Source organism: Natrononativus sp. DTA114 (assembly GCF_059736515.1).
Genome location: NZ_JCASSN010000001.1, coordinates 1 through 17737, shown reverse-complemented (window position 1 = coordinate 17737; position 17737 = coordinate 1). Strand labels below are relative to the sequence as shown.

The following is a 17737-nucleotide window of genomic DNA, read 5'->3' as shown; positions in this document are numbered from 1 at the left end:
CGGACGCAGGCGAGATAAAAGAGGTGGCTGTCTGCCAATACTGTCGGGATCAGTCGTCGATCTCGATCGTCCGGCCGGCCTCGCTCGAGCGGTAGATCCCATCGATGACCCGCTGGACGGTGAGCGCCTGTTCGACGCTGTCCTCGAGCGGGGTACTGGCGGCGACGGCGTCGAAAAACGCTCGCTGCTCGTCGGTGTGGGTGTCGTTCTGTGCGGTCGTGATCGTCGTGTCCTCGAGGTGGTCCGGTCCGAACTTATTAGCCGAGTGAAACGAGAGGTCTTCCTCGAGCAGGTCGAACCGGGCGGCGGCTTCGGTTCCTCGAATGACAAACTCGTGATTTTCCGGCCGGTTCGTCGCCCACGCGACCTCGAGCGAGACGGACTGCCCGTCAGCACACCTGACGAACGCGCTCGCCGAATCGTCGACGTCGAACTCGCCGGGGCCCGTATCGTCGCCCCACATCTCGAGATAGGCGTAGTCGTCTCGCGAGCCGAACTCCGTTCGAGTGACGCCGGTGACTTCGCGAACGGGCGGGTAGTCGAGCAGGTAGAGCGCGAGATCGATCGCGTGAACCCCGAGGTCGATGAGCGCGCCGCCGCCGGCGATCTCCCTGCGGGTGAACCACGAGCCGCGACCCGGTACTCCGCGCCGGCGAACGTAGTTCGCCTCGAGGTGGGTGACGCGTCCGAGATCTCCCCGGTCGATCCGGTTTTTAACGATCTGGACGGCGTTGGCGAAGCGGTTATTGAATCCGACCATGCACGTCCCGCCCGATTCGGCGGCGGCCGCCGCGATTCGCTCCGCGCTCTCCAGGTTGTGTGCGAGTGGCTTCTCGAGCAGGACGTGGAGATTGCGGTCGAAGGCGTCGACCGCGTACCGTTCGTGGTACTTGTTCGGCGTCGTCACGATCACCGCGTCGACGGCGTCGTACAGCGTCTGGTGGTCCTCGTAGACGTCGACGTCGTAGCGCCGGGCGAAGCGGTTCCGTGCGTCGGTCGAGACGTCCATCCCGCCAACGAGCGGGACGCCGAGTTCCGTGAGCCGATCCGCGTGATACTGGCCGATGTTGCCGAGCCCGACGATGCCGGTTCGGACGCTCGTTCGATCCACCGTCATCTGGCGCTCCTCGACTCCGTATCGCCGACCCCCGCCGCGCCGGCCGGTCGGTCAGTACAGCTGTCGTTCCGCTTCGGTGCGTTCCTGTTCACGTTCGGTTTCTTCCTCGAGGCGTTTGTGACCGCGGCGATACTGTCGAATTCCGGGAACGACCCTGTTCTTCAGGTCGAAGACGACCGAGACGATCCCGTAGATCCAGAAGAAAAAGAGGGCGAACAGCCCGCCGAAGTAGAGCAGCGCGATCGTCCCGTCCATGGTTAGCTATCGGACTCGGCCTCCCTGGCCGCCGTCTCGCCGTCCGCTTCGGTCAGTTCGTCGATACCATGGGTGAGTGCCTTCCCCGAGTCGGTATCGAAGAGGTGGATTCGCGACTGATCGAGGACGACGTCGACGTCCTCGTCCTCTTCGATTTCCGTGTCGGGGCTGACGCTCATGAGCAGCTGGTTCGACGCCGCCGCCACGCCCTCTTCTTCCCCCATGGTTCGTTCGTCCGCCTCGTCGAACGTGAGGTAGACGAAGATCTCGTCACCCATCGGCTCGAGGACGTCCGTCGTGACGTCGATCGGTCGGGTCGGTGCAGTGACGTCCTGCCCGCGCTCAGTGAGGTAGACGTCCTCGGGTCTGATCCCCATCGTGACGGGATCGCCGGCACTCGCCCCGGAGAGCGCCGACGGATCGAATTCGAGGTCGAAGTTGTCCGTTCGAAGCCCGCCGGCGGTCAGTTCGCCCTCGGCGAAGTTCATCGACGGGGAGCCGATGAAACCGGCGACGAACAGGTTCGCTGGCTCGTTGTAACAGACGAGTGGCGGATCGATCTGCTGAAGCTGGCCGGCGTTGATGACGGCGATCCGGTCCGACATCGTCATCGCTTCGGCCTGGTCGTGGGTGACGTAGATAATCGTCGTGTCCAGTTCCTTGTGCAGGCGCTGGAGCTCCGTGCGCATGTGGACGCGGAGTTTGGCGTCCAGGTTCGCCAGCGGCTCGTCCATCAGGAAGACGTCCGGATTGCGGACGATTGCGCGAGCGATGGCGACCCGCTGGCGCTGGCCGCCGGACATCTCGTCGGGCATCCGCTCGAGCATTCCCTCGAGCTGGACGATGTCGGAGGCGCGCTCGACGCGCCGTTGGATCTCCTCGTCGTCGTACTTGCGAAGCCGGAGGCCGAACGAGATGTTGTCGAAGACGTCCATGTGGGGAAACAGCGCGATGTTCTGGAAGACCATCGCGACGCCCCGGTCCTTCGGTGCGAGGTTCGTGACCTCGTCGTCGCCGATGTACACCTTGCCCTCCGTCGGCTGGGTCAGTCCCGCGACGGTTTCCATCGTCGTCGACTTTCCGCAGCCGGACGGGCCGACGAGGCAGACGAACTCCCCGTCTTCGATCTCGAGGTTCATGTCGTCGACCGCGACGACGTCTTCGTAGCGTTTCGTGACGTGTTCGAGTTGTACGCGTGCCATTGTATCTTACTCCTTGAGTGCTCCTGCGGTGAGTCCGCTGACGATTTTCTCCTGGGCGACGATCACGATGATCGCGACCGGGAGGACGCCGATGATGCTCGCGGCGGCCATCAGGTTGAACAGGATCTCGTACTGGCCCTGGTAGCCGAGGATCCCGTCGAGTAACGGCGCCCAGTTCTCCGGCTGGCCGTCGGTCATCAGGAACGAGAAGAAGAACTCGTTGTAGACCGCGATAAAGGTCAGCACGCCGGCGGTCGCAACGCCGGGTGCCGACAGCGGGATGATGACCCGGAACAGCGCGCCCAGGCGGGTCGTCCCCTCGACCCGGGCGGCGTCCTCCAGCCCGTCGGGAATCTGTGCGTAGAACGTCGTGAGGATGAAAATCGAGAGCGGCATGAAGATCGCCGAGATCGGGATCACCATCGCCCCCGGCGTGTTGTAGAGGGTTCCGTCGCTCATGATCGGCTCGAGCGCCGGGATCGGCGTGTTGAACAGATCGTTCAGCGGGATGAAAAACGCCGCCGGCGGGAAGAACGACACGACCAGCACGAGCAGCATCATCGGCGTCTTCCCGGGGAAATCGAGGCGGCCGAAGGCGTAGCCCGCGAGGCTCGCGACGACCAGGACGACGACCGTGGAGGCCGTCGCGATGACGAAGCTGTTGAACATGTACCAGTGGAACGGCAGCACCTCGAATACCTCGATGAAGGCGCCGGGGTTGAATCCGTTCGGCGTGAACACGATGTTCTGTAGCTGCCCTTCGGGGGTCAACGCGACCATCAGTAGCCAGTAGAACGGGAACAGCGTCGTGAACAGGAAGAAGATCGCCGCGACGTAGAACATCGCCTTGTAGACGCGCTCGGGGCTCTCGATCGAGCGGTCGACCCACCGCTGGAGCGGCCCTCGCTTGAGATCGGCGTCGCCGGAGCCCCCGAGCGCCGCGCTGCCGCCGTCGGCGATCCGGGTGGGTGACCGGGCGTCATCGCGGCTGTAGGAGGTCGCGGAGATTCCGTCCGGGAGGTGCCGGTTGGCGTCGGCTCGTTCGGCGTCAGCGGTTCCGTCTCGAGTCGCGTCGTGATCGTTGGACGTCATCAGTAGAAACCAGCCTCCGTGTCGCGGAAGAGCGCGATGTACACCGCGATAAACAGTCCGATGACCAGTGCGGTCATGAACGCCACGGCCGCGGCCGTCGCGAAGATGCGGGTCCCGCCGAACATCGCCTCGACGACCATACACGTCAGCGACGGCACGGTCGTACAGCCGACGCTCGACTCGATGAGCCCGTAGACGCGCATCGCGTCCATCGTGCGAAACAGCATCGCGACGAGCAGCGCCGGGAGGATGAGCGGCAGCGTGATCATCCGGAACCGCTGCCAGGGCGAGGCCCCCGAAACGCGAGCCACGTCGTAGAGCGAGCGGTCGACGCTCTGGAGGCCGGCGAGGATCAACAGCGCCATGAACGCCGTCGACTTCCAGATGTCGGCGACGAGGACGATGACGAACGCGTCCCCGCTGTCGGCGAGCGGGTTCGGACCGAACAGGCCGATCGACTGCATCAGGTCCGTCCCGAAGCCGACCTCCGGCTGGAACATCAGGTAGAAGATCATCCCCTGGATAACGATCGGAACGGCCCAGGGCAGGATGATCGCGACCCGCACCCAGCGCCGACCCCGGAACTCCTGATCGAGAATGAGTGCCTGGCCGAACCCGAACACCGTCTCGAAGAAGATGCTGATCACGGCGAACCCGAGCGTAACGAACAGCGCCTGCTGGAGGAGCGGGACGCCAAAGTCGACGAACGGGAACGACGCCGACAGCGAGACGTCCATGAACTGCTGGGCCAGCCTGACGTCGCCCGTGAGCACGTTGACGTAGTTCTCGAGGCCGACGAAGCCGCCGAGCGGATCGGCGCCGCGAGTCCGATCCTCTCTGAGGGACATGACGAACGTCATGATCAGCGGGTAGAACGCGACGAACACGAGCAGGGCGAACGCCGGAATCAACAGGAGATAGGCGTACGCCGCCTCGCTGAGCCCCTCCATCCAGTTGACGACCGCGTTGCCCGACCGCTCCCGGTCCGCCGTTTCGCCGCCGATCCCGTCACCGGTATCAGTTGCCATCTTGGTCCCTCACGTCCGCCTCGCTCATCTCGAGTCGTTCCTTCAGGTCCCCCATCGCTTCTTCGGGGGACTTCACGCCGCGGTAGGCCCGGTTCACCTCTCCGAAGATGTGCGCCGCCTGCTCCGGCCAGATGTCGGTCACCGGCCGGGGCACCGCGTTTTCGCCCGCGATCTGGATCGTCTCGGCGTAGTTGGCGACCGGCCCGCTCTCTTCGGGATCGAGATCGTCGAGCAACTCGACGATCGGCGGTATCCACCCCTGGATCTCGAAGATCGTGAGCATGACCTCCTCGGTCGCGAACGCGTCCATCACCTGGATCGCTTCTTCCTCGTTCTCGGCCTCCGGGTTCAGGGTGAAGTGCCAGCCGCCGAGGGCCGACGCGGTGCCGCCGAGGCCCTCGTACTCGGATTCACCCTCCTCGACGCCGTACGGCATCGGCATCATCCCGACGTCGTCGCCCATTCCTTCGTCGTGAGCGATCGCGATCGAGTACGGCCAGTTGCGGTGGGCGACGACGTTCCCGTTCGCGAAGGGGCCGCGGGCGTCTTCCTCGGTGTACTGGACGATCGCCGTCGGTGCGATCTGCTCGTAGCCGTCGAGGGCGTATTCGTCATCCTGCCCGCGGATGAACGTCCGCATCATCCGGATCGCGTCCACGACCGGTTCCTGGTCGACCGTGATCTCGCGGTCGCCGGCCTCGAACAGGTTGTCCAGTCCGCCGAAGTACGCGCCGCCGAAGGTGCTCATCACCTCGTTGAACGTACAGCAGGCGAGGCCCTCGTAGGCGGCCGCCTGCGTCGTAAATCCCATGTCGACGCCCGACTGGTCCCGGACGTCGGCGACGATCTCGGAAAACTCCTGCCACGACATCGGTTCGGTGGCCCAGCCGTCGGTGTCGTAGCCGGCGTCCTCGACGAGGTCGCGCCGGTACTGCATCGTTCCGAAGTCGGGGAACAGCGGCAGCGCGTGCAGCTCACCGGTGTCCGGGTGGCGAGCGGTTTCGACCGCCGCCTCGAGATAGTCGTTCTCGATCAGGTCGACGGTGTCACTCGAGAGGCGGTCCTCGAGGCTGACCGTCTGCTCGCGCAGGATGAAGGGGATCGTCCACCCGCTGTCCATCATGAACAGGTCCGGCTGGGAGCGCCCCGCCTGCAGCGCGGATTGGGCGGCGGATCGGCGCTGCTCGGTTTCGTCCGGACCGGTGCGGACCTCGATGGTGATGTCCTCGTCGAGGCCGGCGTCCCAGAGCGCCTGATGCAACTCTCCGTCGGGGTCCATGATGTCCTGAAAGTCGGTGTCGCCGTAGGCGACGACCGACCCCTCCTCTGCGCTCCGACCGAGACAGCCGGCGAGGGAGGCCGTCCCGGCGGTCGCAGCCGAGGCTGCTGCGACGAATCGCCGCCGCGAGACCCCGGATCTTGCCGTCCCGTGCGACCGCTTATCAGGCATATATAGTAGAACGTGTGCTGGTCGGACACTTATAGTTAATGGGGCGATTACAACGGGTGTTGTTAACGACAGGGACTCCGAACGTCGGACGCGGAACCGACTGACCGCGCCCTCCGGCGCGTTCCGGGCGACCGCGAGCGTCGAGCGTTACTCGAAGGAGTGAATCCGATCGAGTGACCGGCCGGTCTCGACGCCGGTAACCGTGATCTGCGTCGCTTCCAGTTCCTCGAGCATCGCTCCCCATCCCCCGACGGTGTACGTTCCCTCGTCCGTCGCGAGCGTGATCGACACCTTGCCGGCGAGTTGAGAGAGCGGCGTGTCGCGGTCGCCGGAAGCCGATACGCCGGCGTACGTCGCGTCGACGATTCGCCCTCGTTCGGTCACCTCGAGACCCGTATCCGTCTCGAAGCCCTCGACGCGGGCCTCGATCGTCGCCCCGTCCTCGAGCAGCGACTCGATCTCGCGGACGCACTGGCGGAGATCGACGTAGGTGACCGGGAGCTTGCCGTCTCGAGCCGAGTAGACCGTCTCGTGAACCTCCCAGAGACAGGTGAGGAAGTACCAGTGGAAGACGTAGGCATGTGTCCGGTCGTTGACCAGGACGCCGTACTGGTTCGTCGAGTCCATGTGCGGTGAAAAGCACGTCCACGAGCGGTCGACGATCGCGACGAACGGCGACGGGATGTCTCGATACCGGGCTTCGGTGCACGTGCGCTCGAGCGTTCGGTCGGCGGGTATCGAGCGCGTCCCCTCTCCCGGATACAGACAGACCCGGACGTGTACCCCCGCCGACCGTGCGGTCTCGAGGGCGTCGGCCAACTCCTCGAACTGCGACGGCGTGAGCCCCACCTGGATCTGATTCTCCGCCGTCCCGATCAGTTCCTCGGCCCGACTCAGTACCGTCTCGAAGCGGCTGACGATGCTCACCTTGTGCTCTTCGATGTTCGGTCGGCTCCACCGGTCTTCGATCTCGTCGGCGGCCGTCTCGAAGCGATCCGCCCGCGAGCGGAGATCCGAGAGCACGTCGGACGGGCTGTGCGCTCGCGCGTGCAGGCGGTCCTGTTCGTAGGTCTCTATGTACCCCTTCTCCTCGAGATCGCGCAGAACGTCGTAGATCCGCGGGTCGGGAACCGAACTCGCCTTCGCGATGTCGGTTGCGGGCGCGGAGCCGAGTTCTAGAGTCGCCACGTAGGCGTCGGCCTGGTACGGCGAGAGCCCGGCATCTTCGAGGATCGCAACCAGTTCGTTACGCTCCATCGTTCATCACCGTGGTCGTCAGTGCGCCGCGTTGGTGTTCCTGTCGGTTTTCCATCGGGTTTTGCGCCGCGTATCCGTCTCCGCCGGCGACCCAATCGGGCGTTTCGGCTCCTCGATCCGCGCGACAACCGCGTCGAACGGGGGGCCCGACCGGCGCGACGGACCTCGAGGGGACCGTCCCGCAGAGCGGCGCGGCGCCGTGAGTGATCGTCATCCGGATTAGCATACCACACCCGTTGTAAAAAGCATACGCCCGCCTACCCGTTCCACGGAGGCGACGCATACCCGGTCGCCGGCAGTCTCATGCCGGTGGGGCGGCAACCCCTCCGCCATGTCCGATCTCCTCGCGGCGGTTCGCCGCCCCGAGTACACCGGTTCGAACCGGTGCTGGCCGTGTACGGCCCTCAATATCGCGCTGCTCGCGGTGACGGTCGTCGTCCTGCTCGCCACCCGTCGGCGGCGTCTCGCGGCGGCGATCGCCGCCAGCGGGACCGCCGGCATCGCCCTGCGCGGGTACCTGGTCCCGTACACGCCTCGGATCGCGCCACACCTCGCCGCGATCCTTCCGGTCGATCCGCCCCACCGCGAGACCCCCGAAGCGCTGGTCGAACCGGAGGCGGCCGACGCGCCGACCGGCGACGAGATCGTGACCGCCCTGTTCGACGCCGGCGTCGTCGTTCCCGACGGCGAGACGGTGTACCTCGACGACGAGTTCAGTGGGGAGTGGCGAGCGGAGATGACGTCGCTTCGAGGGCTCGAAATCGACGCGCTGGCCGGGGTCGCCGACGACCTCACCCAGGCACCCGTCGAAACGACGACCCACCGCGGGTGGAACGGCGCGTACGTCGTCCTCACGCACCCCTCCGGCGGTCTGACATCGCTCTCGCGTGCGATCGCCGTCGCGGAACTCGCCGCCGCTCGCGTCCTCGAGTCCCGCCTCGAGGACGACCGGCTCAGACTCGCCGCGGGGCGGCCGCTCCGGACGTTCCTCGAGGCGTGTCCGCTCTGTGACGGCGAGGTGACGACGACGGCGATGACCTGCTGTGGCGACGTGACCCCGATCGGCGCAACGCCGAAAGAGAAACTGATCTGTCCCGACTGCGGGGTCCGACTGTTTACGTACGACGAGTGACCGTTACCGCTCGATCGCGGGCGGTTCGTGTTCGCCGATCAGGATCTGGTGGGCCTCGATATCCTCGAGTGCGGCGACGCGACCGCCGACGGTGACCTCCTCGCCCTCCTCGGTTTCGATCGTGAGACCGGCGACCTCCTCGGTCATCTCGAAGGAGACGTCGACGACGCGGCCGCGGACGATCCGCTGGCCGCCGACCTCGACGTCGCGGCCGTCGATCGTGGCGTAGAACTCTCCGCCCGCCTCGATCAGGTCCTTCACGCAGCGCCGGATCGACGCGTAGCGACGCGGATAGGGGCGGCTCTCGCCGTTCTCCCCGAGCGTTTCCTCGGCGGTCGTCCAGAGGACGGTGCCGAAAAAGCCCGACACCAGAAAGCCGAGCGCGGAGCGGTTGAAGATGACGCCGTAGCGGTCCTGGTCGTCGCGCAGAGCGTCCTGGGTCGCGTAGATGGAGTAGTTGCCGTCGGCGACCGCGATCACCGGCGTCGTGATCCCGCGGCGAGCGCGGGCCGTGGTTGCCACCTCGAGGTAATCGAACCGGTTGGGGTCGGGCGCCTCCGCGGCGGGCGTGACGATCAGGTCGACGCTCACGCCCGCGTCGGTCACCGCCCGCAGTTTGTCCTCGAAGCGCGTGAGGAGGTCGGGCGTGAGCGAGAGCGCCAGTTCGTACTCGGCGCCGTCGATGACCTCCTCCAGGTACCGCAGGATCGTCGACCGGGACTTGACGAGCGACACCGCTTCCGTGTCGCGGGCGGGCGCAGTGTACCGGGACTCGAGGTCGTCGATCAGCGTTTCGAGCGAGGACTGGACGTTCTCGAACGCCTCAGCGGGGTCGATCGCGACGATCTTCATCGGGCGGGACTCGCGCAGTTCGACGAGACCGCGGTCGCTGAGGCTGCGAACCGTGTCGTACACCCGCGGCTGTGGGATGTCCGTTCGATCCGCGATCTCGCTCGCGGTCAGCTGTCCGTGCTCGAGGACGGTGAGATAGGCCTCGATTTCGTACTCCCCGAGGTTGAACCGATCGCCGACGCGCTCGACGCTCGAGCGCAGTTCGTCTGGAGCCATACGTGCCACCACGAGTTCGACCACTAAATGATTTATTATGGATTGAGTAACACCCGTTTTCGAAATCCAGTAGTTAACGGTTGGCCGAGTCGAGGGTCAGAACGCTTAACCAGTGCGCCCATGAGAGTCATCCCATGCGCGACGCCGTTCTGCAGACCGTAGCGTTCGCCGTCATCGGTTCGCAGAACGGAACCGACGACGACCCTGACGACGAGACGTCACCCGGCACGGAACTCGTCGAAGAGATCGGCTTCAGCGTCCCCGAGCGGATCCCGGACTTCGCGATCGATCTCCTGTTCGCCCTGGTCGTGCTCGTCATCGGCTGGTACCTCTCGAAGCTCGTCGTTCGATTCGCGGGGCGAACGGTCGCTCGACGCGTCGGCCGCCCGAGCGTCACCCGGACGATTCTGCGCGGCGTTCGCATCACCATCCTCTCGATCACCGTACTCGTCGCCGTTAGCATCCTCGCCGGGCTCGGCGGCTTCGAGCTCCTCATTCCCGTAACCGTCGTCTCCGCGGTCGTCGGGATCGTTCTGGCGCCGCTGGTCGGGAGTCTCATCAACGGGCTGTTCATCCTCGCCGACCGACCCTACGAGATCGGCGATATGATCGAGATCACCGACGAAGGTCACCGGGGATTCGTCGAGGACATTACGATCCGCTATACGAAGATTTTCACGCTCGAGAACACGTTCATCGTAATTCCGAACTCGGAGGTCCACGCCCGGGACGTAATCAACTACTCCGCCGAGGACGAGCGAACCCGGGTTTCCGTCGACTTCGAGATCACCTACGAGAGCGACCTCGAGACGGCGCGACGGCTGGCCGCTCGCGCTGCCAGGAGCGTCGATACGGTGATCTCGGGTGGGCCGGATATCCGCATCGGAAGCGCGAGATACGGGGCTGCACCCGTGTGCGATATCGTCGAATACGGAGATAACGGTGTGCTGCTCAGGCTTCGCTTCTGGGTAAAACACCCGTACAAGCTCGCCCTCGCCAGATCGGCAGTTCAGGCAGAGATGCGAGCGCGGTTCGAGGCCGACGCCGTCGAGTTCGCGTACCCACACACCCACCACGTGTTCGACGAGACGAGCGGCACGGCACGAATGTCCGTCGCCGACGAGCGGGCGTCGACGCTCGACCCGGAGCGGGACGCCGAAGAGTGATCAGGCGGTCGCGCTCTCGACGGTGACCACTTCGCAGTCGAGGTGCGTCCGGAGATAGCGCTCGATGTTCGGATTGTCGGTAAACCGTTGGAGGACACGCTGCCAGCGGCTCGCCTGTCGGTGTCCGATCACGACGATATCGGCACCCTCGGCGGCGACCTCGTCGAGGATGCTCTCCTCGACGAGAAACCCCTTGCGGACGACGTACCGTGCGCTCTGGATCGAGCCGAACTGACCTTCGACCTCGTCTTTGAGATCCGTTCGGGTGACGGTCTTTCCGTTCTGGTAAAGATTCACGTGGAGGATTGTGAGTGACGCATCCTTCTCGCGAGAGATGTCGATCGCTCGAGTCAGGGTCTGCCTCGAGTGCTTCGTCAACGGGTATCTAACGGGGACCACGACCAGCGTCATCACGCAAGCGAACGCGGTCCGGCCGGGTAAACTTTTCAGTTGCCGCGTCGGACGCGCCCGTCGAGCGGTGCGGCGACGCCGAACTCCCGCGCGTAGGCCGCGAGGACCTCGTACTGGCTCTCCGCCGTCTGCTCCTGTCGGTGGTCGGGTCCGAGCGCGGGGAACTCGTCGGTCGTATGGAACAGGTAGTCCGACGTCGCGAGCGTGTACGTCGCGCCGCGATCGAACGGCTCGTCGCCGACCCGCCGGAGCGAGACCGTGTGATCCGTCGGATCCCACTCGAGGGTCATGCCGCTGACGTGGGCGTGCCACCAGTCGTCCTCGGCGAAGGTGAGATCCAGTCCGGCGGCGTCGGTGACGACCGCCTCGAGGGTTTCCCCGTCGAGTTCGGCGAGCGTTAGCGGTTCGTCGAACGGCACCAGACTGACACAGTCTGCGACCGTTACCTCGCCGGACAGTGGCGATCCCGTGCGGATTCCGCCGCTGTTCTGGAGCGCCACGTCGGCCCCGGTGTGCCAGCGGTAGGCGTCCGCGACGAAGTTTCCGACCCGGCTCTCGCCCCCGAACAGCGTCTCCTCGGTTCGCTCGAGCGGCTCTTCGACGCGGGCGACGACCTCGTCTAACCCGGCGTCCGCCACGAGTTCTTCGAACCTCGAGACGACGTCGGGCGCTGGCGTCACCCCCTCGGTCGTCCGAAGCGTCGCCGTCGGTTCGGACCCGAACGTGACCTCGATGACGGCGCGGCCGCCGTCACCGGGGCGGGTTACGAGCGTGCCGTCGACCCGATCGATCCGGGCGCTGGCGACGTGCCCGCCCAGAACGACGTCCGCGTCGACCGCGCGGGCCAGTTCGTCGTCCCGCGAGCCGAGGTGCGAGCAGACGACGACGTAGTCGATCCCCTTCTCGCGGAGCGCAGCGATCGCCTCCCGTGCAGCGTCGATCGGGTCGCGGAACTCGAGACCGGTCGCCATCGGGTTCAGCGATCCCGTCCGGGCGGTGGTGACGCCGGTGAATCCGATCCGGTAGTCGCCTCGCTCGAGAATCGTCCAGGGCTCGACGCCCGCTTCCGCACCGAAGGTGGTGCCGTTGCGGCGGACGTTCGCGCTGAGCCACGTCTGGGGAGAGTCTCGAACGATCTCGAGGGCGGCCGCCGGACCGAAGTCGAAGTCGTGGTTGCCGAACGTCGCGAGGTCGGGTTCGACGGCGTCGTAGAACTCGAGGACCTGCCGCCCCTCGGTCACCAGCGGGAGCACGCCCGGCGCGGTGTTGTCGCCGGTTCCGACGAGAACCGTCCGGTCGTCGCTGCGGGCACGAAGCAGCGCCGCGAGTCGACCGATTCGCGGCGGCTCGTCACAGGCGTTCTCGACGTCGGAGTACTGCAACAGACGGAGGGGCATTCGTCGGCTATTCCGACAGGACCCGCATGAGTGCGTCGATTCCGGCGGGGAGTAGCAGGGGCTGCGAGGGAGAGACATCCATTTAATGCGAGCGACCCTATGACTGCCCATGGACGCCATGTCGACGGGCGACGGCCGGACCGTCTACGTCTCCGAAACGGACGGCGACAGGGGATCGAAGGCACCGTTTCTGATCGCCTACGAGTCACTCGAGGCCGACAGCCGCTACGGCTGGTTCTGTGCGAACTGCGAGAGTTTCGACAACGCGATGGACTCGATGGGGCGCATCCAGTGCAATCAGTGTGGGAACTTCCGGAAGCCGACGGAGTGGGACGCCGCCCACGAGTGATACGGGCGACTGTCAGCCAGTTCTGGGGGGCTGTTCGCTGTTGTGCGGATAAATCGTTACAGCATTCGGTAGCGTGAAAAAGGATATTTGTCAACCACACCGCCGCCCCACGAACGCGTCTGAAAACCGCAACAGCCGCTCCTTTCAAAAACATCCAGAAAGTAGCGGCACTTTCTTGCCACGTGACAACGTTTATGATGGCCGACGATGTACGTACAGATCGAATGGGTCCTGTTAACATGCGGCTCGTCGAACAGGCCAGGTCGATCTTCGCAGAACTGGGTTACTCCGTCGAGGGTACCGGCCCAGAGTTTCGCGCCGAGCGCGGCTGGAAAGTCGTTCACGTAAACACCGTCCTCGAAGAGGGGGATCCGCCGAACGGTCCGGGGGAGTTCCGCTGTTTCGTCGCCCAGCCGGAGGACGCCGACGATCTGGAGCGGCGACTCGAGCGAGCGGATCCCGACTACGAGTGGGCGATCATCGTCGTCGACGGCGACGAGTACCAGGTCGAACACGCTCCGTCGGGACCGAACGTCTCCGCGTAGTTCCCGCCACCACGACCGCCGGGTGAACCGCCACCCGCCCCCGATTTTCGCCAGTCCGAACGTTCACTCGCCGAGCGCCCGCCGCATTTTCGTCACGCCCGCGCCCGGATCGACGTCCGCGCCGAACTCCTCGAGGACGTCACCCAGCGCGGTCACGACGTAGGCGACGTTCTGCGGGCGGGCGGAGTGTCCCATACAGCCGATTCTGAAGATCTCGCCGGAGAGATCGCCCAGGCCCCCCGCGATCTCGAGGTCGTAGCGCTCGAGGAGTTCGCTACAGACCTCGCCGTCGTCGATTCCGTCGGGGACGCGAACCGCGTTCAGACTCGGGAGCCAGTACTCGTCGGGGGCGTTCATCTCGAGGCCCATCCCCTCGACGCCGGCTTTCAGCGCACCCGCCAGGTGGCGGTGACGCGCCCACCGCTGTTCGATACCCTCCTCGGCGACCAGTCGCAGCGCCTCGCGGATCGCATAGACGTTCGTGATCGGCGCCGTGTGGTGGTAGGAGCGATCCGACCCCCAGTAGCCCTCGAGCAGGGAGAGATCGAGGTACCACGAGCGGGGCTCGGCCTCGCGCGAGAGGACCTTCTCCATCGCCTCGTCAGACAGCGTCAGGGGGCTCGCCCCCGGCGGACAGGAGAGACACTTCTGGGGGCCGGCGTAGGCCACGTCGATGTTCCACTCGTCGACCCGGAGCTCGACGCCGCCGATGGAGGTGACCGTGTCGGCGATCACGAGCGCGTCGTGATCGTGGGCTGCGGCGGTGAGTTCGGAGACGTTCGGCTGCAGGACGCCCGTACTCGTCTCAGCATGGACGAAGCCGAAGACGTCCGGATCGTGTTCGGCCAGGGCGTCGGAGACGGTCGCGGGCTCGAGCGGTTCGCCCCACGGTGCGTCGACCTCGACGACCTCGCCGCCCGCGCGCCGGGCCATCGACGCCATTCGGCCGCCGAAGTAGCCGTTCGTCGGTACGAGCATCGTATCGCCCGGCTCGACCACGTTGCCGATCGCGGCCTCCATCGCGGCGGATCCGGTCCCCGAGACGGGGATCGTCCACTGGTTGTCGGTTCGGAAGGTGTACCGCAACAGCTCCTGGACCTCGTCCATAATCTCGACGAACGAGGGATCGAGGTGTCCCACGAGCGGGGTGCTCATCGCCCGAAGCACTCGCGGGTTCACGTCGCTCGGCCCCGGCCCCATCAGCGTCCGGTCCGGCGGCGTCAGTTCGTCGACCTGCGGCGCGTCTGTGTCAGCGTCGACCATGCCCACACGTGGTACAGGGACCACCAAAAACGTTCACTCGACGGTAACTCGCGGAGAACCGACAGCCGTCGCCCCCTCGCGTACGTTTAAGTCCGCGTGTGGGGTAGTAGCCCCCGTCATGGTCTTCAAAAAGATCACGCTGATCGGAACGAGCACGGAGAGCTTCGACGCCGCCGCGGACGACGCCATCGACCGCGCGGAAGAAACGCTCAACAACGTTCACTGGATCGAAGTCGACGAACTCGGCGTGGAGGTCGCAAGCGCCGACGACCGCGAGTATCAGGCCGAAGTCACCGTTGCGTTCAGACTCGAGGACTGATCGGAATCAGGTTCGGAACGACTCGCCACAGCCACACTCGCTAACGACGTTGGGGTTTTCGACGTGGAACCCCTCGGCCTGCAGTCCACTTTCGTAGTCGAGCACGCTGCCCTCAATGTACTTCAGACTGGCTGGATCGACGAACACACGGAGTTCGTGATGGTTGTAGACGGTGTCGTCCTCCTCGGGCTTGCCGTCGAAGCGCATCCCGTAGGAAAGGCCGGCACAGCCGCCCTGCTGAACGAACAGGCGAAGTCCCGCCTGGTTCGTGTCCATTCCCTCCTCGTCCAGCAGCGCGAGTGCCCGATCGGCGGCCGGTTCCGTTACCTCGATCTGCGGGCGAGTGTCGCCGCCCTCTGCGCTGTCGATACTCATACGTCTCCTTTCCCGCGCGAGTGTGTTAACCTTGACGCTCGCTCACACGGAATGGATGGGGGGGTCCCTGCTCCCGCCCTCGAAAAGCGTTCGCCCCGCTCACGCCGATACGGTCCGCTGCACGGATCGGTAGTACGCGCCGAACATCCGCTCGTCGTTCGCCGAGAGGGCAATGTCGTTTTCGGCGAGCATCTCGATCATTCGCTCCATGTCGCACTCGTACCACATCGAGAGGATCTTGAGGTTCTTTTGTGCGTAATCGTAGTTGCGCTCGAGCACTTGTGGGTCGGTTGGATCGACCTTGCCCGGAGTCATTTCGAGTGTCATTCATTCACGCAGACTCTTAAAGTCAGTGCGTGTCTGCATGATACGAAAATCGAGAGTGTCTTACTCGTCGAGTCGAACCCGGACGCTCTCGGCGTGGGCCTCGAGCCCCTCCGCCTCCGCGAGGGTCGTTACGGTGTCAGCGAGGTCGGCCAGGCCACCCTCCGAGAGCCGCTGAACCGTCGTCGACCGGAGGAACGTCTCCACGGAGAGGCCGCCGGTGACGCGGGCACCGCCGTTGGTCGGCAGGACGTGGTTCGTCCCGCTCGCGTAGTCGCCCGCGGCGACGGGCGTCGCTGGTCCCAGAAAGACACTTCCTGCGCTGTCGATGCGCTCGAGAAGCGCCTCGTCGTCCTCGGCAACGATCGACAGGTGTTCCGGCGCGTACTCCTCGGTGAAGAGGATCGCCTCGCTCATCGACCTGGCGAGCAAGACGCCGCTGGCGTCGTTTGCCAGCGCGGCCCTGATCACGTCCTCGCGCTCGCGCTCGCCGGCCTGGCGGTCGACGGCGTCGGCGACCGCCGTCGCGAGCGTCTCATCGTCGGTGACGGCGACGACGGAGGCGTTCTCGTCGTGTTCCGCCTGGGCGACCAGTTCGGCCGCGACGGCCTCGGGATCGGCCGTTTCGTCCGCGACGACGACGACCTCGCTCGGCCCGGCCAGGAAGTCGATCTCGACCTCGCCGCGAACCTCGGCTTTGGCCGCCGTCACCCAGCGGTTGCCGGGGCCGACGACCTTACGCACGCGCGTAATGGTCTCTGTCCCAGAGGCGAGGCCCGCGATCGCCTGCGCCCCGCCGACGCTGTACACCGCATCCGCACCCGCGGCGTGTATCGCCGCGAGCGTCACCGGGTTCAGCTCTTCGGCCGGCGGCGTCACGACCGACACGTGATCGACCCCGGCGACGACCGCCGGCACCACACCCATGATCGCGCTCGAGGGGTAGGCGGCGGTCCCGCCGGGGACGTAGACGCCGACGCGGTCGATGGGGCGGAACCGCCGTCCGAGTTCGCGTCCTTCGTCGAACTCGCGCCGCCAGTCCTCCGGTAACTGCGCCTCGTGGAACTCCCGGACGTTCGCCGCGGCGGTTTCGATCGCATCACGGAGGTCGGCCTCGAGATCGTCGTAGGCCCGCTCGCAGTCGTCCGTGATCTCGAGGTTCCCGACCTCGACGCCGTCGAACTCTCGGGAGAACTCCCGGATGGCGACGTCACCTTCCTCGCGGACGCGGGAAACGATCTCCCGCACGTCCGAGCGAACCGCCTCGATACCGGCGTCGCGTTCGAAAAACGCCGTGCGATCGGCCGGTCCGAGATCAGCGATCGTCCGTACCTCTGTGGTCATGGCTCTCGATTGGATCGGCCGTCGAAAAACCGTTTCTGTCCGCCCTCACTCCCTGATAGATGCGAGCCCCAGCGCATCACCAGTCGCCCGGACGAAGAGGTAGACGACGAGTGCGAACCCGCTAAGCCCGATGGGCGCGGCGAGTAGCTGGGCGGTCCGGTAGGAGAAGAGCAGCCGGCTCGTCCCCAGAACGACGAAGCTCGCGATCACGAGTCCGAAGGCGAGCAGCGCCAGCTGGACGAACTGCTGCTGGTTCATACGCCTACTCGGAGAGCGGGTCGCTAATGACTGTCGGCCCGCGTCCAACTCGACGGACGCGAGCGGCCGCGACGTCGGCACCCGAACTACCAGCCGCTCGAGGGGTAATACGGGATATACAACGCCGCAACAGTTCTTTCGGACGGAATAGAGGGGATTGGGATCCAACCGAGTAGACCCGAGAAAGCGCGTGCATGGGAGACTCTGCCCCGCTGCCTCCGAGACGAAGGGGTTAAGTATTCACCCGGAACTACGAATGTACTGTGAGGAGATGAGGATCCCACCCCTGCGGTCCGCCGTCAAGATGGGATCTGATGTGAGCCATGATAGTTCGGTGACGCTCGATCGGTCGACGCGACCGTCGTCACCGAACGGACCAAGTTAC

The 17737-nt window shown here is 65.5% G+C and carries 20 protein-coding genes; 5 read left to right on the top strand and 15 right to left on the bottom strand.

Going from position 1 to position 17737, the window contains the following annotated elements; genetic code table 11:
• Positions 1-49: 49 nt before the first annotated feature.
• The 7 genes from AC6I6S_RS00100 to AC6I6S_RS00070 all read right to left on the bottom strand — a co-directional run bounded on the left by AC6I6S_RS00100 (position 50) and on the right by AC6I6S_RS00070 (position 7401).
• Entirely contained in the window at positions 50-1117 is a 1068-nt protein-coding gene (locus AC6I6S_RS00100) for a Gfo/Idh/MocA family protein (protein ID WP_497947677.1), read from the bottom strand.
• Positions 1118-1168: 51 nt separating this feature from the next.
• The gene (locus AC6I6S_RS00095) at positions 1169-1372 is read right to left on the bottom strand and encodes a DUF8005 family protein (protein WP_497947676.1); all 204 of its coding nucleotides are present in this window, start codon (positions 1370-1372) and stop codon (positions 1169-1171) included.
• A 2-nt stretch (positions 1373-1374) separates the two neighbouring features.
• A complete protein-coding gene (locus tag AC6I6S_RS00090; RefSeq protein ID WP_497947675.1) occupies positions 1375-2574 on the bottom strand; it encodes an ABC transporter ATP-binding protein in 1200 nt (399 codons plus the stop codon).
• 6 nt (positions 2575-2580) lie between these two features.
• Positions 2581-3666, bottom strand: a complete 1086-nt coding sequence (locus tag AC6I6S_RS00085) for a carbohydrate ABC transporter permease (protein WP_497947674.1) — start codon at positions 3664-3666, stop codon at positions 2581-2583.
• Positions 3666-4694, bottom strand: coding sequence for a carbohydrate ABC transporter permease (locus AC6I6S_RS00080; RefSeq protein ID WP_497947673.1), 1029 nt, complete (start codon positions 4692-4694; stop codon positions 3666-3668). Before AC6I6S_RS00080 ends, AC6I6S_RS00085 begins: the two co-directional genes overlap by 1 nt.
• Positions 4684-6144 (bottom strand): extracellular solute-binding protein, encoded by a 1461-nt coding sequence (locus tag AC6I6S_RS00075; protein ID WP_497947672.1) that lies wholly within the window; start codon positions 6142-6144, stop codon positions 4684-4686. The genes AC6I6S_RS00080 and AC6I6S_RS00075 overlap by 11 nt, the downstream gene beginning before the upstream one ends.
• Positions 6145-6291: 147 nt before the next feature.
• Positions 6292-7401 (bottom strand): TrmB family transcriptional regulator, encoded by a 1110-nt coding sequence (locus tag AC6I6S_RS00070; RefSeq protein WP_497947671.1) that lies wholly within the window; start codon positions 7399-7401, stop codon positions 6292-6294.
• Between the two features lie 331 nt (positions 7402-7732).
• On the opposite strand from AC6I6S_RS00070, the gene AC6I6S_RS00065 reads away from it, so the two are divergent.
• On the top strand, positions 7733-8533 hold the full coding sequence (locus AC6I6S_RS00065) for a DUF8054 domain-containing protein (RefSeq protein ID WP_497947670.1): 801 nt from the start codon (positions 7733-7735) through the stop codon (positions 8531-8533).
• Positions 8534-8536: 3 nt separating this feature from the next.
• On the opposite strand, the gene trmB is transcribed toward AC6I6S_RS00065, so the two are convergent.
• On the bottom strand, positions 8537-9601 hold the full coding sequence (gene trmB, locus AC6I6S_RS00060) for an HTH-type sugar sensing transcriptional regulator TrmB (RefSeq protein WP_497947669.1): 1065 nt from the start codon (positions 9599-9601) through the stop codon (positions 8537-8539).
• 134 nt (positions 9602-9735) lie between these two features.
• Here trmB and AC6I6S_RS00055 point away from each other — a divergent pair, with 134 nt between their 5' ends.
• Positions 9736-10767 (top strand): mechanosensitive ion channel family protein, encoded by a 1032-nt coding sequence (locus AC6I6S_RS00055; RefSeq protein WP_497947668.1) that lies wholly within the window; start codon positions 9736-9738, stop codon positions 10765-10767.
• Here the strand turns inward: AC6I6S_RS00055 and AC6I6S_RS00050 are convergent, their stop codons facing one another.
• Together AC6I6S_RS00050 and AC6I6S_RS00045 are read right to left on the bottom strand one after the other, a co-directional pair.
• Positions 10768-11178 carry a universal stress protein gene (locus tag AC6I6S_RS00050; protein WP_497947667.1) on the bottom strand — a complete coding sequence of 137 codons (411 nt, stop codon included), beginning with the start codon at positions 11176-11178 and terminating at the stop codon, positions 10768-10770. It lies immediately after the preceding gene.
• A 35-nt stretch (positions 11179-11213) separates the two neighbouring features.
• Entirely contained in the window at positions 11214-12575 is a 1362-nt protein-coding gene (locus tag AC6I6S_RS00045; RefSeq protein ID WP_497947666.1) for a bifunctional metallophosphatase/5'-nucleotidase, read from the bottom strand.
• A 109-nt stretch (positions 12576-12684) separates the two neighbouring features.
• On the opposite strand from AC6I6S_RS00045, the gene AC6I6S_RS00040 reads away from it, so the two are divergent.
• The gene (locus tag AC6I6S_RS00040; RefSeq protein ID WP_497947665.1) at positions 12685-12924 is read left to right on the top strand and encodes a DUF5816 domain-containing protein; all 240 of its coding nucleotides are present in this window, start codon (positions 12685-12687) and stop codon (positions 12922-12924) included.
• A gap of 239 nt (positions 12925-13163) precedes the next feature.
• Complete coding sequence (locus AC6I6S_RS00035; protein WP_497949270.1) at positions 13164-13469, top strand: DUF7116 family protein; 306 nt, start codon at positions 13164-13166, stop codon at positions 13467-13469.
• Positions 13470-13532: 63 nt separating this feature from the next.
• On the opposite strand, the gene AC6I6S_RS00030 is transcribed toward AC6I6S_RS00035, so the two are convergent.
• Positions 13533-14732: a pyridoxal-phosphate-dependent aminotransferase family protein gene (locus AC6I6S_RS00030; protein WP_497947664.1), complete on the bottom strand. Its 1200-nt coding sequence runs from the start codon at positions 14730-14732 to the stop codon at positions 13533-13535.
• Between the two features lie 118 nt (positions 14733-14850).
• Here AC6I6S_RS00030 and AC6I6S_RS00025 point away from each other — a divergent pair, with 118 nt between their 5' ends.
• Entirely contained in the window at positions 14851-15051 is a 201-nt protein-coding gene (locus tag AC6I6S_RS00025) for a dodecin (RefSeq protein WP_497947663.1), read from the top strand.
• Between the two features lie 6 nt (positions 15052-15057).
• Here the strand turns inward: AC6I6S_RS00025 and AC6I6S_RS00020 are convergent, their stop codons facing one another.
• From AC6I6S_RS00020 to AC6I6S_RS00005, 4 genes are all read right to left on the bottom strand, one after another.
• Entirely contained in the window at positions 15058-15426 is a 369-nt protein-coding gene (locus AC6I6S_RS00020; RefSeq protein WP_497947662.1) for a HesB/IscA family protein, read from the bottom strand.
• Between the two features lie 99 nt (positions 15427-15525).
• Entirely contained in the window at positions 15526-15741 is a 216-nt protein-coding gene (locus tag AC6I6S_RS00015; protein WP_497949269.1) for a hypothetical protein, read from the bottom strand.
• Positions 15742-15813: 72 nt separating this feature from the next.
• Positions 15814-17094 (bottom strand): histidinol dehydrogenase, encoded by a 1281-nt coding sequence (hisD, locus tag AC6I6S_RS00010; protein ID WP_497947661.1) that lies wholly within the window; start codon positions 17092-17094, stop codon positions 15814-15816.
• A 45-nt stretch (positions 17095-17139) separates the two neighbouring features.
• Positions 17140-17352 carry a hypothetical protein gene (locus tag AC6I6S_RS00005; protein ID WP_497947660.1) on the bottom strand — a complete coding sequence of 71 codons (213 nt, stop codon included), beginning with the start codon at positions 17350-17352 and terminating at the stop codon, positions 17140-17142.
• Between the last annotated feature and the right edge of the window lie 385 nt (positions 17353-17737).

Bases quoted from the DNA above. Each gene is read 5' to 3' on its own strand.
- AC6I6S_RS00100 (WP_497947677.1), bottom strand. From the start codon at position 1,117: ATGACGGTGGATCGAACGAGCGTCCGAACCGGCATCGTCGGGCTCGGC.
- AC6I6S_RS00095 (WP_497947676.1), bottom strand. From the start codon at position 1,372: ATGGACGGGACGATCGCGCTGCTCTACTTCGGCGGGCTGTTCGCCCTC.
- AC6I6S_RS00090 (WP_497947675.1), bottom strand. From the start codon at position 2,574: ATGGCACGCGTACAACTCGAACACGTCACGAAACGCTACGAAGACGTC.
- AC6I6S_RS00085 (WP_497947674.1), bottom strand. From the start codon at position 3,666: ATGACGTCCAACGATCACGACGCGACTCGAGACGGAACCGCTGACGCC.
- AC6I6S_RS00080 (WP_497947673.1), bottom strand. From the start codon at position 4,694: ATGGCAACTGATACCGGTGACGGGATCGGCGGCGAAACGGCGGACCGG.
- AC6I6S_RS00075 (WP_497947672.1), bottom strand. From the start codon at position 6,144: ATGCCTGATAAGCGGTCGCACGGGACGGCAAGATCCGGGGTCTCGCGG.
- AC6I6S_RS00070 (WP_497947671.1), bottom strand. From the start codon at position 7,401: ATGGAGCGTAACGAACTGGTTGCGATCCTCGAAGATGCCGGGCTCTCG.
- AC6I6S_RS00065 (WP_497947670.1), top strand. From the start codon at position 7,733: ATGTCCGATCTCCTCGCGGCGGTTCGCCGCCCCGAGTACACCGGTTCG.
- trmB (WP_497947669.1), bottom strand. From the start codon at position 9,601: ATGGCTCCAGACGAACTGCGCTCGAGCGTCGAGCGCGTCGGCGATCGG.
- AC6I6S_RS00055 (WP_497947668.1), top strand. From the start codon at position 9,736: ATGCGCGACGCCGTTCTGCAGACCGTAGCGTTCGCCGTCATCGGTTCG.
- AC6I6S_RS00050 (WP_497947667.1), bottom strand. From the start codon at position 11,178: ATGACGCTGGTCGTGGTCCCCGTTAGATACCCGTTGACGAAGCACTCG.
- AC6I6S_RS00045 (WP_497947666.1), bottom strand. From the start codon at position 12,575: ATGCCCCTCCGTCTGTTGCAGTACTCCGACGTCGAGAACGCCTGTGAC.
- AC6I6S_RS00040 (WP_497947665.1), top strand. From the start codon at position 12,685: ATGGACGCCATGTCGACGGGCGACGGCCGGACCGTCTACGTCTCCGAA.
- AC6I6S_RS00035 (WP_497949270.1), top strand. From the start codon at position 13,164: ATGCGGCTCGTCGAACAGGCCAGGTCGATCTTCGCAGAACTGGGTTAC.
- AC6I6S_RS00030 (WP_497947664.1), bottom strand. From the start codon at position 14,732: ATGGTCGACGCTGACACAGACGCGCCGCAGGTCGACGAACTGACGCCG.
- AC6I6S_RS00025 (WP_497947663.1), top strand. From the start codon at position 14,851: ATGGTCTTCAAAAAGATCACGCTGATCGGAACGAGCACGGAGAGCTTC.
- AC6I6S_RS00020 (WP_497947662.1), bottom strand. From the start codon at position 15,426: ATGAGTATCGACAGCGCAGAGGGCGGCGACACTCGCCCGCAGATCGAG.
- AC6I6S_RS00015 (WP_497949269.1), bottom strand. From the start codon at position 15,741: ATGACTCCGGGCAAGGTCGATCCAACCGACCCACAAGTGCTCGAGCGC.
- hisD (WP_497947661.1), bottom strand. From the start codon at position 17,094: ATGACCACAGAGGTACGGACGATCGCTGATCTCGGACCGGCCGATCGC.
- AC6I6S_RS00005 (WP_497947660.1), bottom strand. From the start codon at position 17,352: ATGAACCAGCAGCAGTTCGTCCAGCTGGCGCTGCTCGCCTTCGGACTC.